General features: G+C 71.5%; 11 protein-coding genes, 2 pseudogenes and 1 riboswitch. Of the genes and pseudogenes, 10 read left to right on the forward strand and 3 right to left on the reverse strand.

Features of this window, described 5'->3' with window-relative positions; genetic code table 11:
• Window positions 1-7: 7 nt before the first annotated feature.
• Both BFV98_RS30770 and BFV98_RS30775 read left to right on the forward strand, forming a co-directional pair.
• Window positions 8-1,561, forward strand: a complete 1,554-nt coding sequence (locus tag BFV98_RS30770) for an FGGY-family carbohydrate kinase (RefSeq protein ID WP_071098649.1) — start codon at window positions 8-10, stop codon at window positions 1,559-1,561.
• Window positions 1,558-3,192: a fucose isomerase gene (locus tag BFV98_RS30775; RefSeq protein WP_071098651.1), complete on the forward strand. Its 1,635-nt coding sequence runs from the start codon at window positions 1,558-1,560 to the stop codon at window positions 3,190-3,192. The genes BFV98_RS30770 and BFV98_RS30775 overlap by 4 nt, the downstream gene beginning before the upstream one ends.
• On the opposite strand, the gene BFV98_RS30780 is transcribed toward BFV98_RS30775, so the two are convergent.
• Window positions 3,182-4,246: a LacI family DNA-binding transcriptional regulator gene (locus tag BFV98_RS30780; RefSeq protein WP_071098653.1), complete on the reverse strand. Its 1,065-nt coding sequence runs from the start codon at window positions 4,244-4,246 to the stop codon at window positions 3,182-3,184. The two genes, BFV98_RS30775 and BFV98_RS30780, sit on opposite strands and share 11 nt — an antisense overlap.
• A gap of 241 nt (window positions 4,247-4,487) precedes the next feature.
• Here BFV98_RS30780 and BFV98_RS30785 point away from each other — a divergent pair, with 241 nt between their 5' ends.
• Together BFV98_RS30785 and BFV98_RS30790 are read left to right on the forward strand one after the other, a co-directional pair.
• Entirely contained in the window at window positions 4,488-5,936 is a 1,449-nt protein-coding gene (locus tag BFV98_RS30785) for a VCBS repeat-containing protein (RefSeq protein ID WP_013476125.1), read from the forward strand.
• Window positions 5,937-5,956: 20 nt separating this feature from the next.
• Window positions 5,957-8,029, forward strand: coding sequence for an N-acetylmuramoyl-L-alanine amidase (locus BFV98_RS30790; RefSeq protein ID WP_071098654.1), 2,073 nt, complete (start codon window positions 5,957-5,959; stop codon window positions 8,027-8,029).
• Window positions 8,030-8,252: 223 nt separating this feature from the next.
• Here BFV98_RS30790 and BFV98_RS31730 read toward each other — a convergent pair.
• Window positions 8,253-8,492, reverse strand: a pseudogene (locus BFV98_RS31730) (MFS transporter); the annotation flags it as partial.
• Window positions 8,493-9,080: 588 nt separating this feature from the next.
• Window positions 9,081-9,265, forward strand: a riboswitch (cobalamin riboswitch).
• 41 nt (window positions 9,266-9,306) lie between these two features.
• Between BFV98_RS31730 and BFV98_RS30800 the strand changes: the two are divergent.
• From BFV98_RS30800 to BFV98_RS30825, 6 genes and pseudogenes are all read left to right on the forward strand, one after another.
• On the forward strand, window positions 9,307-10,290 hold the full coding sequence (locus tag BFV98_RS30800) for an ABC transporter substrate-binding protein (protein ID WP_013476127.1): 984 nt from the start codon (window positions 9,307-9,309) through the stop codon (window positions 10,288-10,290).
• Between the two features lie 26 nt (window positions 10,291-10,316).
• Window positions 10,317-11,354, forward strand: a complete 1,038-nt coding sequence (locus BFV98_RS30805; RefSeq protein ID WP_013476128.1) for an iron ABC transporter permease — start codon at window positions 10,317-10,319, stop codon at window positions 11,352-11,354.
• The gene (locus BFV98_RS30810; protein ID WP_013476129.1) at window positions 11,354-12,112 is read left to right on the forward strand and encodes an ABC transporter ATP-binding protein; all 759 of its coding nucleotides are present in this window, start codon (window positions 11,354-11,356) and stop codon (window positions 12,110-12,112) included. Before BFV98_RS30805 ends, BFV98_RS30810 begins: the two co-directional genes overlap by 1 nt.
• Before the next feature lie 233 nt (window positions 12,113-12,345).
• Window positions 12,346-12,753: a hypothetical protein gene (locus tag BFV98_RS32885; RefSeq protein ID WP_063778319.1), complete on the forward strand. Its 408-nt coding sequence runs from the start codon at window positions 12,346-12,348 to the stop codon at window positions 12,751-12,753.
• Window positions 12,711-12,905: pseudogene (locus BFV98_RS32890) on the forward strand (cobyric acid synthase CobQ); the annotation flags it as partial. The gene BFV98_RS32885 and the pseudogene BFV98_RS32890, both read left to right, overlap by 43 nt.
• A 131-nt stretch (window positions 12,906-13,036) precedes the next feature.
• A complete protein-coding gene (locus BFV98_RS30825) occupies window positions 13,037-13,765 on the forward strand; it encodes a cobalt-precorrin-6A reductase (RefSeq protein ID WP_013476131.1) in 729 nt (242 codons plus the stop codon).
• A gap of 22 nt (window positions 13,766-13,787) precedes the next feature.
• Here BFV98_RS30825 and BFV98_RS30830 read toward each other — a convergent pair whose 3' ends face one another.
• Window positions 13,788-14,570, reverse strand: coding sequence for a CbtA family protein (locus BFV98_RS30830; RefSeq protein WP_071098656.1), 783 nt, complete (start codon window positions 14,568-14,570; stop codon window positions 13,788-13,790).
• Between the last annotated feature and the right edge of the window lie 38 nt (window positions 14,571-14,608).

Raw genomic sequence — 14,608 nt, forward strand, 5'->3', positions numbered from 1 at the left:
GGCCGGGATGCGCAGCGCGAGCGTGCGGCGGGCGGCGCCGGTGGTGCTCGGCGTGGACATTGGCACGTCGAGCAGCAAGGGGGTTCTCGTCGACCTCGACGGGCGGTTGGTCCGGTCCCGGGTCCTGGAGCACCGGGTCGACCGGCCCGGCCCTGGCCGGGTCGAGATGGACGGCCGGATCTGGTGGCGGGAGTTCGTCGCCCTCAGCCGGGATCTGCTGGCTCCGGGTGACGTCCGGGTGTGCGCGGTCGGGGTGAGCGGCATGGGTCCGTGCGTGCTGCTCACCGACGCCGGCGGCACTCCACTGCGCCCGGCCGTCCTCTACGGCGTGGATACCCGCGCCGGGGAGCAGATCGAGCGGATGAACGAGCGGTTCGGCGCCGACGAGATCATCCAGCGGTGCGGGTCGGCGCTGTCCAGCCAGGCGGCGGGCCCGAAGATCGCGTGGGTGGCCGACACCGAACCGGAACTGTTCGCCCGTGCCCGCCGGCTGTTCATGCCCAGTTCGTGGCTGGCCTACCGGCTCACCGGTCGCTACCTGCTCGATCACCACTCGGCAAGCCAGTGCACGCCGTTCTACGACACCGAGGCCCAGGACTGGTACCGGCCGTGGATCGACCCGTTCGCACCCGGACTGGAGCTTCCGCCACTGTGCTGGCCCGGCGACGTGGCCGGTGAGGTGACGGCCGTGGCCGCCGCCGAGACCGGCCTGCCGGAGGGCGTTCCGGTGGTGGCGGGCACGATTGACGCCTGGTCGGAGGCGTTGAGCGTGGGTGCGCAGGGCGTGGGCGACCTGATGCTCATGTACGGCACCACCATGTTCCTCGTGCACACCGTGCCGCACCGGCTGACCAGCCCGTCGCTGTGGGGCACCGTCGGCGCGCTGCCGGGCACCCGCAACCTGGCCGGCGGGATGGCGACCTCCGGCGCGATCACCGGCTGGCTACGCGACCTGGTGGCGGGCACCGACCACACCGAGCTGCTCCGCCTCGCCGAACGTTCCGGCGCCGGTGCCCGCGGGTTGCTGATGCTGCCGTTCTTCGCCGGGGAACGCACGCCGATCCTCGATCCCCGGGCCCGCGGCCTGATCGCCGGTCTCACCCTCTCGCACGGCCCCGGCGACATCTACCGGGCGGCGCTGGAGGCGACCGGGCTGGCGGTACGGCACAACATCGAGACGATCGAGGCGGCTGGCGGCGACATCCGCCGGATCGTCGCGGTTGGCGGCGGCACCCGGGGTGGGCTCTGGACCCAGATCGTCTCCGACATCACCGGCCGGGAACAGCAGATCCCGGCGCAGACCATCGGCGCCAGCTACGGCGGCGCCTTCCTGGCCGCCCGGACCGTGATGGACGTCTCGATCGAGACGTGGAACCCGATCGCCGGGGTGCGTCGGCCACGACCCGAACCCGCCGCCGACTACGACGAGCTGTACCGGCTCTACCGCGAGCTGTATGCCGGTAGCCGATCTGTGGTTCACGCCCTTGCGGCCCGGCAGGAACGCCTGCCGGGCGCGTTCCGCTCCACCCACCGTCCGCCCGCCGAGGGAGCTGCCCCGTGACCCGTTACACACTGCCCGTGCCGGTCGAGCGCCCGGCCGCCCCGCCCCGCACCGTCTACACAGTCGCCAGCGGTGACCTGCGGCTGAGCGCGAACGTCACCTGCTGGCCCACCCAGCGGCAGCTCGAAGCCGACCTCACCGCCGCGGTCACCGCGCTCGGCTGGCACGTCCGGCGCGGTCACGACGTCGACCCGGGCAAAGGACACGGCTTCATCGACAGCCAGCGCGCCGGGATCGAGGTCTTCCGGAGCATCCCGGCCGACGTGCCGCTCGTCGTGGTGGAGGCGGTCTGGCAGTACAGCCACCACGTGCTGGCCGGGCTGCGCGCCCACCGCGGGCCGATCCTGCTGGTGGCGAACTGGAGCGGCGAGTACCCCGGTCTGGTGGGCCTGCTCAACCTCGCCGGCAGCCTCACCAAGGCGGGCGTGCGGTACTCGACGCTGTGGAGCGAGGACTTCACCGACGAGTGGGCGCGCGACGGGCTGAAGAAGTGGCTGGAGACCGGCCGGGTGACGCACGACGAGAGCCACGTACGCCCGCTGCCGGTGCTGCGGCCGGACGAGGAGGTCGAACTCGGCGTGGCGCTGGCCCGGCAGCTCGTCTCCGAGCGGGCCGTCATCGGCGTCTTCGACGAGGGCTGCATGGGCATGTACAACGCCATCATCGACGACGAGCTGCTCAACCCGCTCGGCGTCTTCAAGGAACGCCTGTCGCAGAGCGCGCTGGTGGCGGAGATGGCGCGGGTGCGCGACACCGAGGCGCGGGCGGTGCTGGCCTGGCTGGAGGCGGCCGGGATGACGTTCCACACCGGCACCGACGAGGCCACCGAGCTGACGTACGCCCAACTGCTCAGCCAGTGCCGCATGTACGTCGCCGCGCTGCGCATCGCCGACGACTTCGGCCTGGACGCCGTCGGGATCCAGTACCAGCAGGGGCTCAAGGACACCGTGCCGGCCAGCGACCTGGCCGAGGGGCTGCTGAACAACGTCGAACGCCCCCCGGTGACCAGCCGGGACGGCTCCCGGGAGCTGTACCCGGGCGTCGCGCTGCCGCACTTCAACGAGGTGGACGAGGGCGTCGCGGTGGACTCGCTGGTCACCAACCGGATCTGGACCGCGATGGGCCTGGACCCGGCGACGACGCTGCACGACATCCGCTGGGGGCAGCAGTACGGCGAGCACTTCGTCTGGGTCTTCGAGATCTCCGGTGCGGTGCCCGCGTCGCACAACGGCGGCTACGACAGGTCATACAGCATGCGTCAGCCGCCGATGTACTTCCCGCTCGGCGGCGGCACGCTCAGCGGCGTGTCGAAGCCGGGGGAGATCGTCTGGTCGCGGGTGTTCGTGATGGACGGCGGCCTGCGCGTCGACCTCGGGCGCGGCACGGTGGTGGCGCTGCCCGAGGCGGAGACCCGGCGGCGGCTGGACGCCACCACACCGCAGTGGCCGATCATGCACGCCGTGTTGCACGGCGTGGGCCGCGACCAGTTGATGGCCCGGCACAAGGCCAACCACGTCAACGTGGTCTACGCGCCCGACGCCGGCACCGCCGACCGCGCGCTACGGGTCAAGGCCGCCCTCTTCGCCGAGCTGGGCGTACGGGTGCACCTGTGCGGGGAGGTCACGATCTGAGCGAGCCGGCGGCAGTGCCGCGTGACCGGGTACGGCCCGCCGCGGGGCCCTGGCGGCCGGCCGACGGCGCCGAGCTGTCGCGTACCCGCAGCTCGGTGTGGAGCACCACTGTCGAGGGTGCCTTGGCCGGGTCGGCGATCCGCTCGACCAGCAGCGTGGCCGCGGTGCGCCCCAGGTCGTAGGTGGGCTGCGCGACGGTGCTCAGCGAGGGCCGGACCAGGTGCGCCCAGGGGATGTCGTCGAACCCGACGATGCCGAACGGGTCGGGCACGCCGATGCCGTTGTCCACGAGGCACTCGAGGGCGCCCACAGTCATCAGGTTGTTCGCCGCGAACACCGCGTCCGGCGGCTCGGCGGTCTCCAGCAGGGAGGCCATCGCGCGGTAGCCGCCCTCCTCGCGGAAGTCCGCGTACCGGATCAGGTCCTCGGTGGTCTGGCGTCCGCTCGCCTTCAGCGCCCGCTGGTAGCCCCGCAGCCGCTGCATGGCGGTGGAGATCCGGCGTGGGCCGGTGATGCAGGCGATCCGCCGGTAGCCGCTGCCCACCAGATGGGCGGTCGCCTGCTCGGCGCCGTGGGTGTTGTCCACCAGCACGGTGTCCACCTCGACGCCGCGTGGTTGCCTGTCGATCGCCACGACCGGGATGCGGGCCTGCACCAGGCGGCTGATCAGGGCCGGCCGCCCGGACGAGGAGATGATCACCCCGGCCATCCGCTCGGCCAGGGCCGCCGCCACGTAGCGGGCCTCCTTCTCCGGATCCTCGTCGCCGTTGCAGAGCACGACCGAGAAGCCGGCCTCCTGCGCGACGTCCTCGACACCGCGCACCATCGAGGTGAAGAACGGGTTCCCGATGTCGGAGATGATGACCGCCCAGAGGCTGGTCCGGCTGCGGCGCAGGCTGCGCGCGACGGCGTTCGGGCGGTAGTCGAGGTCCTGCGCGGCCTGCCGTACCCGGGCGGCCATGTCCGGGTCGACCGAGGCACGCCCGTTGAGGACGCGGGAGACGGTCGCCGGCGACACTCCCGCGCGACGCGCCACGTCGTAGATGGTCGTCATCGCGCTCCCGTCGTCGTCGCCCGGGCGCTCCGGCCCGGCCCCCGTCGGATGGTGACGTACCGGAGTGAGACCGCCACCGCGGGAGATCGCACGGAATCCTATACCCGTCCAGCAATCGATTTCCGACCGGGTCGATCGCGTCCCGCCGCCGCTATTGACATCGATGTGGGTGACTACGAGACTCGTCGGCAATCGATTTCTCGTCCGGTGCCGCTGGTCACCCCCACCCCCGAGGAGCACGGTGAGACGAAATCTGCTGGCGATGCTTGTCGCGCTCTGCACCGTCACGGCGGCCGGCGCGGCCGGCGCGCCGGCCGCCGCCGTACCGATCGGCACGCTCGCCTGCCCGTCCGTCCCGGCCACCCACGACCCCGCCGTCACCGTGATCGTCTACCGGGTGGCCCGGTCGTACAACGTCAACGACAAGGTCATGCTCTCCACCTTCGAGGCGGGCTGGGTCGAGTCCCACATGAACAACCTGCCCTGCGGCGACAAGTCCAGCCTGGGCGTGTTCCAGCAGCGCTGGGACTACGGCTGGGGCACGCCGGAGCAGATCATGGACCCGGTCTACGCCACCACGCAGTACGTCACGCGTGCGATCACCTGCGACCGCAACAATCCCGGCTACACGGCGGGCCAGGTCGCCCAGTGCGTCCAGCGATCGGGCTTCCCCGACCGGTACGACCAGGTGGCGGGGACCGCGCGCACGCTGCTCAACCAGGCGGCGCGTACCCACGGCATGGCAGGCGGCTCGTCGACGGACGTGAACGGTGACGGCCGCGACGACATCCTCACCTTCACCCAGAACGCCTCCGCCGACGTGTACGCGAGCACGTCGACCGGAACCGGCTTCGCCGGAACGTCGGTGAAGTGGAACGACTTCTTCTCCATCGGCGGGGAGACCGCGTCGACGGGCGACGTCAACGGTGACGGCCGCGACGACATCGTCACGTTCGCGCACGGCAACACCGGCGACGTGTACGTGGCGCTGTCGAACGGGTCGGCGTTCACGTCGCCGGGCCGGTGGCACGACTGGTTCGCCCCCGGTGCGGAGATCGCCGCCGTCGGTGACGTCAACGGCGACGGCAGGGACGACATCGTCGCGTTCACGCACAACGCGACGGCGGACGTCTACGTGGCGCTGTCAACCGGGTCGTCGTTCTCGGGCACGGCGGTGAAGTGGCACGACTACTTCTCCATCGCCGGGGAGTTCCCCGCCCTGGGCGACGTCAACGGCGACGGCAAGGACGACATCATCACCTTCACCCAGGGCCCCGCGTCAGCGGCGGACGTGATCGTGTCGCTGTCCACCGGCACGTCGTTCGGGGCGCCGCAGAAGTGGCACGACCTGTTCGCCGTGGGTGCCGAGCAGCCGCGGGTGGGGGACGTCAACGGCGACGGCAAGGACGACGTCGTCACGTTCACCTGCAACGCCGACGCCGACGTCTACGTCGCCACCTCCACCGGCACCGGCTTCGCCGGCACCACCGTCAAGTGGCACGACTTCTTCTGCCTGCCGGGCGAGTTCCCCTACCTGGGCGACGCGAACGGCGACGGCAAGGACGACCTCATCGTCTTCACCAAGGGCGCCACGAACGACGTCTACGTCGCCCTGTCCACCGGCACCACCTTCGGTGCCAGCAGCAAGTGGCACGACTACTTCGGGCTCACCGGTGAGGTGACGCTGTGACACCAGGATGGGAGGCCCCCGTGGCCGGAACACGACGGAGACGGCGACGCACCGGCGTCGCCCTGCTGGCCGCGGCGCTCGCCGGCGGGATCGCGGTGCAGCCCGCGCCGGTGTCCGCGACGCCGCCGGGCCGGACCGCGCTGGACGCCGCGTTCGTGCGGGCGGCGCAGGAGTACGACGTACCTCGGGACGTCCTGGTCGCGGTCGGCTACGGCGAGTCCCGCCTCGACGCGCACGGCGGCAAGCCGAGCCAGGCGAACGGCTACGGGGTGATGCACCTGGTCAGCAACCCCGCCCAGCACAGCCTGGAACGGGCAGCGAAGTTGACCGACGAGCCGGTCGCGCGCCTGAAGACCGCCACGCCGGCGAACATCCGCGGCGGTGCGGCCGTGCTGCGCGAGCTGGCCGACGCCGAGGGGCTGACCGCGCGGGATCGGGACCGGGTGACCGCCTGGTACCCGGTGGTGGCGCGGTACGGCGGCGCGGCCGACGACGCCACCGCACGCCTGTACGCGGACGGGATCTACGAGCTGGTGCAGCAGGGCATCCCGGGCGCGGTGCCGGTCCGGGCGCACCGGGTCGAGCCGGAGCGGGGTCGCTACGCCGCCGTGGCGCCCGCCGGCACCGCGTCCCGTACGCTCGCCGCCGCCGTGCCCGAGTACCCGCCGGCGCGGTGGGTGGCTGCCAACGGAGCGAACTACGGCGTGGGGCGGCCCAGCCGGATCACCACTGTGATTCTCCACGTCACCCAGGGGTCGTACGCCGGTACGATCAGCTGGTTCCAGAACCCGTCGGCCGGGGTCAGCGCCCACTACGTGGTGAAGTCCAGCAACGGCGAGATCACTCAGATGGTCCGCGAGGGCGACACCGCTTACCACGCCCGGTCGGGCAACGCGTACGGCGTCGGCATCGAGCACGAGGGGTACGTCGACAACCCGGCCTGGTTCACCGACGCGATGTACCGTTCCTCGGCCGCGCTTACCCGTTACCTGTGCGACAAGTACGGCATCCCGAAGAACCGCACCGGCATCAAGGGGCACAACGAGATCCCGGGCAACGACCACACCGACCCGGGACCGAACTGGAACTGGAACTACTACCTCTCGCTGGTGAACCAGGGTGGCGGGGGCCCGACCGCCCGCTATTTCGGTGGTTCGCCGACGGATTTCACCGGTGACGGCCGGGATGACGTGGTCGCGTTCACCCACGGTGCGCTGGCCGACGCGTATGTGGCCACGTCGACGGGTTCGTCGTTCGCGGGCACGTCGGTGAAGTGGCACGACTGGTTCGCCCTGTCCGGAGAGACCCCCCTGACCGGAGACGTCAACGGCGACGGACGCGACGACGCGATCGTGTTCACCCACGGCACCACCGCCGACGTCCACGTCGCCCTGTCCACCGGCACATCCTTCGCCGCATCCGCGAAATGGCACGACTGGTTCGCCCCCGGCACCGAAGTCCCCGCCGTCGGCGACGTCAACGGCGACGGCCGCGACGACATCATCACCTTCACCCACGACACCAACGCCGACGTCTACGTCGCCCTGTCCACCGGCACCTCCTTCACCGGCACCGCCGTGAAATGGCACGACTACTTCTCCATCGCCGGGGAGTTCCCCGCCCTCGGCGACGTCAACGGCGACGGCCGCGACGACATCATCACCTTCACCCAAGGCCCCGCCACCGCCGCCGACGTCATCGTCGCCCTGTCCACCGGCAACGGCTTCGGGGCACCGCAGAAATGGCACGACCTGTTCGCCGTCGGCGCCGAGCAGCCCCGGGTGGGCGACATCAACGGCGACGGCCGCGACGACATCGTCACCTTCACCTGCAACACCGACGCCGACGTCTACGCCGCCACCTCCACCGGCACCACCTTCGCCGGAACCACGATCAAGTGGCACGACTTCTTCTGCCTAACCGGCGAATTCCCCTACCTCGCCGACGCCAACGGCGACGGCAAAGACGACCTCATCGTCTTCACCAAAGGCACCACCAACGACATCTACGTCGCACTCTCCACCGGCACCACATTCGCCCCCAGCACCAAATGGCACGACTACTTCGGCCTCACCAGCGAAACCACACTCTGAGCCCGACGGCGAGCGACGCCGGCCCGGATCGGGACCGGCGTCGCTCGCCGTTTACCTGCCGCTCCACCACGTTGCGCGAGCTGGAGGCAGGCCTGACCGACGGGCTGGCCTTCGCTGCCGCGCGTATGTTGCTGGTCGTGGCGGTTGTCGCGGTGCGGCTGCGGCAGCGGCGTCACCTGCGCCTGGCCACCTGACCGGCGGGGACGTGGGCGGAACCCGGGGAGACGATCGCGGTCAGGCCGGCGGTGGACAGCGTCGCCCCGCCCAGGTCGAGACGCCCACCGGTCGGGTCCCGCGATTCCGGGACCAGTATCCGGCCGGCGAGCAGGCAGATCACCACGATCGGGACGTTCACCAGGAAGATCGCACCCCAGGGCAGGTGAGCCAGGACGAGTCCGCCGATCGGCGGCCCGGCGGCGAAGCCCAGCGCACTGGTCGCCGCCCAGATGCCGATCGCCGGGGACCAGCAACAACATCTTCCCGCTCGTCCCCGGCGTGGCCGGCGTGGTACGCGACGAGAAGGGCAACGTCCGCTGCGTGGTCCTGCACGATACGCCCCTTGGAACCTTCGCCGAACGCACCCTGATCGACCCTCGCGCAGCGTGGTTCTACCCGACGGCGTGGACCCGGTGCGGATCGCCACCGCCATGAACCCGGGCGATGTCATCCTGGATCGCGCTGACGCGCCGCATCAACTTCACCGCGGGCCAGCGCGTCCTTGTCCTCGGCGCCGTCGGCAACGCAGGTCGGATGGCGATCCAGATCGCGAAGTACCGTGCTCGCTCGTCGAGCTCTTCGACGTCTGCATCGCCGGCCTCATGCCCACGACCGAGGAGCCGGTCGCCGGCGGACGTGGCCTCGCACCTGCGCTCACGTATTGCTGCTCAGCCTCAGCCACGGCGCTCACTGTCGATCACGTGCCCTCGCCCAGCCACCGCGCACGAGAAAGGAGCCGGATGGGTTGCGGGCCGACAGCCACGCCGAGGCCGGTCCGGCGCGTCGGATTTCCCACAGCGGGTGCCCGGACCGGATCCGCGGCGAGCGCGGGCCGTTATGGTGGGGACGCCGTGGTGTTCGGGAAGCCGGTGTGATGCCGGCGCGGCCCTCGCCACTGTGATCGGGAGACCGTCGGCCCTCGTCGTTTCGCGAGGTCACTGGGCAGAGATGCCTGGGAAGGCCGGCCGGCGGTTGCTTGTCCCGTCAGCCAGGAGACCGGCCACGGCACGTTCGTCCCCGTCCACGAGGTGTTGGAAGGCGGTCCCGCTGTGCGGTTCCCCATGCCCTGGCGCGTTGCCGCGCCGTTGTTGCTGTCCACTGTGCTGCTCACCGGCTGCGGCGCCGATGCCAAGCCTGCTGCCGCACCACCGGCGGTGTCCGCTGGACCGGTCGCGGTGACCAACTGCGGCACCCCGGTGACCATCGCGGCGCCACCGATGCGGGTCGTCACCATGAACCAGGCCGCCACGGAGATCATGCTGGCCCTGGGCCTGCAAGATCGGATGATCGGCACGGCCTACCTCGACGACGCGATCCTGCCCGCCTACGCGGACGCCTACGCTAAGATCCCGGTGCTGGCCAAGGAGTACCCGACCAAGGAGAAGCTGCTCGAGGCTGAACCCGATTTCGTGTACGCGTCGTACAACAGCGCGTTCGGTGACGAGGGGGTCGGTGACCGCGCCGACTGGCAGAAACTCGGCGTCGGCACCTACATCTCCCCTGCCGGGTGCCCGGCGCAGACCCGGCAGGCGAAGCTCGCCATCGGCGACGTGTTCACCGAGATCCGCGAGCTCGCGGCGATCTTCGGGGTGAGCGACCGCGGCGAGAAGCTGATCGCCGACCACGAGGGCCGCATCGCCACGGCCGCAGGCACCGCCCGCAACGTGAAGGTCATGTGGTGGGACGGCGGCAGCGACGCCCCGAGCGTCGGCGCCTGCTGCGGCGCCCCCAACATGATCATGTCGGCGGCCGGGGTCACCAACGCCTTCGCCGACCTCACCGGCAGCTGGGGCGACACAAGCTGGGAGACCGTCACCGACCGCAACCCCGAGGTCATCGTGCTCGTCGACGCGAGCTGGGATCCCGCCGCGCAGAAGAAGACCTTCCTCGCCGGGCACCGCACCCTCAAGGACCTGCCCGCGGTCAAACAGCAGTGGTACGTGGTGATCCCGTTCTCGTCAACCACGGCCGGTGTCCGCAACGTCCTCGGCGTCGAAGCCCTCGCCCAGGGCATCGCCGCGCTGCCGTCCGGGGCCCCGAGCTGACCGCCGTCACCACCCGGCCCGCCCCGGTGCGCACCCACCGCCCGGTGCGGGCGGTCGGCCTGGCCGCGCTCGTGCTGGCTCTGGTCGCCGGTCTGGTGCTGTCGGTGGCCGTCGCGGTCACCATCGGCCCGGCCGACCTGACTGTCGGGACGGTGTGGACGGTCGTCGCCGGCCACCTGGGACTCGCGAACTCGGACGTGCCGCTGCTGCGCGACCACATCGTCTGGGACCTACGTTTGCCCCGGGTTCTCGGCGCCGCCACGGTGGGGGCGGGCCTGGCCGCGGCCGGTGCGGTCATGCAGACCGTCACCCGCAATCCCCTGGCGGACCCGTACCTGCTCGGGGTCTCCTCAGGGGCGTCGCTGGGCGCGGTCCTGGTGGTCGTGGCCGGCATCGGTAGTGGCGTAGCCGCGCTGACCGGCGGCGCCTTCCTCGGCGCCCTTGTCGCGTTCCTGCTGGTCGTGGGCCTGGCCGGGAGGTTCGGGGCATTGTCGCCGACGCGCGTGGTGCTGACCGGGGTCGCGGTGGGACAACTGTGCGCGGCACTGACCTCTTTCGTGATCATCTGGGTGGCCGACCCGCACGCCACGCAGAGCATCACGTTCTGGCTGTCCGGGTCGATGGCCCGCGCCGACTGGACGGCCCTGGGCTGGGCGGTACCGGTGCTGGTCGTGGTGCTGGCGGTGGTCGGCTGGCACGCCCGTACCCTCAACGCCTTCGCCTTCGGTGAGGAGGCCGCCGCGAGCCTCGGCGTCGAGGTGAACCGGCTGCGGTGGCTGCTGCTGGTCGGCACCGCCCTGCTGACCGCCGTGCTGGTCGCGGTCAGCGGCGCGATCGGGTTCGTCGGGCTGATCCTCCCGCACGCCGCCCGCCTGATCACCGGACCGGACCACCGGCGGCTGCTACCGGTCGCCGTGCTCGCCGGCGCCATCTTCCTGACCTGGGTCGACACCGCCGCCCGCACCGTCTTCGAACCGCGTGAGCTGCCGGTCGGGGTGCTGACGGCACTGGTCGGGGTGCCGGCGTTCTTCCTGATCCTGCGCCGCCGGGAGGTACGCGGCTGATGCTTCAGATCTCCGACGTCTCGTGGGCGGTGCCCGCCGCCCGCATCCTCGACCACGTCACCGGCACCGTCCCGGCGGGCAGCCTGGTCGGGCTGCTCGGCCCGAACGGCTCCGGCAAGACCACCCTGCTGCGGGCCGTCGCCGCGCTGGTGCGCCCGGATACCGGCAACATCACACTCGCAGGCGACGACGTGACTCGGCTGCGGCGCCTTGCCCTGGCCCGGCGCATCGCGTTGCTGGCCCAGCACGCCGAGACCGACCTCGACCTGACCGTCCGCGACGTGGTCCTGCTCGGCCGCATCCCGCACCGCCGGACCCGCTGGTCCGACACCGGCTGCGACCATGCCGCCGCGGTCGAGGCACTGGGCCGGGTCGACCTGGCCGGGTTCGCCGACCGTAAGTGGCAGACCCTGTCCGGTGGGGAACGCCAGCGCGTCCAGCTCGCCCGCGCGCTGGCCCAGGAGCCGGAACTGCTGCTGCTCGACGAACCCACCAACCACCTCGACATCGGCCACCAGCTTCAGCTGCTGCACCTGGTCCGCCGATCGCAGGTCACCGCCCTCGCCGCGCTGCACGACCTCAACCTGGCCGTCATGTTCTGCGACACCGTCGTCGTGCTGCACCACGGCCGGGTCGTCGCCGCGGGACCACCCGCACGGGTGCTCACCCCGGCGCTGCTCGCCGACGTGTACGGCGTCGACGCAGACGTGCGGGTTCACGACGGGCGGACGGTCATTGAGTTCCGGCCGCCGTCATGACCCGGCACGTGCTGCCGGTGCCCGGTCGGTCACCCACCACGCTGGCCACGACACGATCCACCAGCTCGCCGAGCAGATGGCCGCGCGTCTGGGCGTATTCGTGCACAGGTGTTTCCTCGACGGCGCGAAACCGTTTGCTGCACGCGGCGCTCGACGCGGCCACCGGTTCACTGGTCGGACGTGACCCGGCGGTTCGACGCGCCCCGCGCCGGCAACCCGATTATCCTGGCACGATGACCGAGGCCGGCGCTGGGCCGGCGTTCCTCGCGGCGCAGCAGGCGGCGGGAGTCATTGCGGCCAGACACCGCGGTGACTTCGCCGGCGCCGAGGAACTGCTGGGCGCCATCGGCGACGAGACCGTGCGCACCCGGGTTTCATGCTGCTCGCCGAACTCGCCCTTGGCCCTGGTCCAGTCACAGACAGGGCAGAGCATGGACGAACTCGTCCATGAGGTCACGTTGCTGATGGCCGAAGTGGTGGGCAGCGTCGGACACCAGCCCGGGCTGGACCTCGCCCACGCCGAGCCCGGCGGTCCGGCGGATGGACAGCAGGCGATACTGGGGCGGTGGAAGGACAGGCTCGCCGAACCGGGCGGCTCATGGTGGCGGGCACGACGTCGGACGCGGGCAAGAGCCGGGTGACGACCGCGTTGTGCCGGGCGTTCGCACGGCGCGGTGTTCGGGTCGCTCCGTTCAAGGCACGGAACATGGCGAACAATTCGATGGCGTGTGCGGGTGGGGCGGAGATCGGCCATGCTCAGTGGGTGCAGGCGCTGGCGGCGGGCGCAGAGCCGGCCCGGCAGGCCCGGCTGGATCTGCTCGCCGACCTGGCGGAGAAACACCTGGAGGTCGACGCGCTGCTGAACCTAGCCGAGCGGGGCGCTCCCGCGGCGCCGGTGATCGGACCCTACGCGTGAGGATTCTCGTGCTCGGTGGGACGGGCGAGGCCCGCGCGCTGGCGGCCTCGCTCGTCGACGACGGTGCCGTGGTCGTGACCTCACTGGCGGGGCGGGTCGCGCGTCCCCGGCTGCCGGTGGGGCAGGTCCGCGTCGGTGGCTTCGGCGGGATCGCAGGACTGGCCGCGTACCTGGCGGAGACCCGGGTGCGTGCCGTGGTCGACGCGACGCACCCGTTCGCGGAGAAGATCAGCGCCAACGCGGCGGCGGCGTGCCCGGCCGCCGGGGTTCCCCTGCTCCGTTTGGAACGGCCCGGCTGGGCCGCTCGCCCCGAGGCGTCGGCCTGGTACTGGGCCGGTGACCACAGTGAAGCTGCCCGGGTGGCGGCCGGTCTGGGCGACCGGCCGTTCCTCACCGTCGGACGGCAGTCGCTGGCGCACTTCGTCGAACCGTTGCGCCGGCACGCGTGCCTGGTTCGCGTGGTGGACGAGCCCGACATCGTTCTGCCGGTGTCGTGGAAGCTGCTGCGCAGCCGCGGTCCCTACACCCTCGCGCACGAGCGGGAGGTGATGGCGGGCACGGACGTTCTAGTTACCAAGGACTCCGGCGGTGACCACACGGTCGCGAAGCTGGAGGTCGCCGCCGAGCGGGCGATGCCGGTCGTGATCGTGCGCCGCGCCGGGCCGCCGGCCGGAGTGCCGCTGGTCCGTGACGTGGACGCCGCCCTGGCGTGGGTGCGGGCGTTGCCCGCACCCTGACGCGAGGTTCAGCCGGGAAGGTTCAGAGCGTGGCCGCCAGCTCCTGGCGGCGCAGCCGCTCGGCGGCACGGTCCGCGTCGCGTCCGACCAGACCGGTCAGCACTGCACCCAGGACCGCCCAAGTCGCGGCCAGGGTCGTGATCGACGAGATGCGGAAGTACCAGAGTGTGCCGGCCGGGAAACCGCCGACCTCGTTGACCGTCGGCAGCAGAGCCCCGGCGACCACGACGACCACGAGATAGGCGCCGGCACCGGCCAGCACCGCCGAGTATGCGCCCAGCTGGGGCAGCAGACGCCGGGCCAGGACCACGGCGCCGATCGCGGCGGCCAGGCTCAGTGCCCAGAACCCGAAGTACAGCGCGGTCCGCTCGTTGATCGTGTCACCGGAGCCGACCGCCGGTGGTGTGGCGGGGTACTTGAGGAACGGCACGAGGGCGGTGGCGACGAAACCGACGGCGGCGACCACCGCGGTGCTGGCCCGTGCGGACAGGGAGCCCAGACGCCCGGCGGCGAAGGCGGCAGCGAGCGCGGTCGCTCCACCGAGGACGATGCCCACCAGGATGGTGCCCAGTGCCAGGCCCCCGGTGGACTGGGTGCCACGCGAGACCTCGGCCTCCTCCTCATCGTGGCTGTGAGACTGCTCGGCGGTGGCATTGTCGTGCGGGTGCTCGGCGGCACCGGCTTCCTCCAGGGCGATGGCTGCATCGACCTGGGGTTCGGCGACGACGTAGGAGACGAGGAAGGCCGCGAAACCGGCGATGAGCCCGGCCAGCAGCCCGTGAACGAGAAAAGTGCGAGGGGTCATCAAGGGTCCGTTCGAGAGCCGGCCGCGGGCATCACGAA

The organism is Micromonospora sp. WMMB235 (assembly GCF_001855515.1).
In the GTDB taxonomy this organism is placed as follows: domain Bacteria; phylum Actinomycetota; class Actinomycetes; order Mycobacteriales; family Micromonosporaceae; genus Micromonospora; species Micromonospora aurantiaca.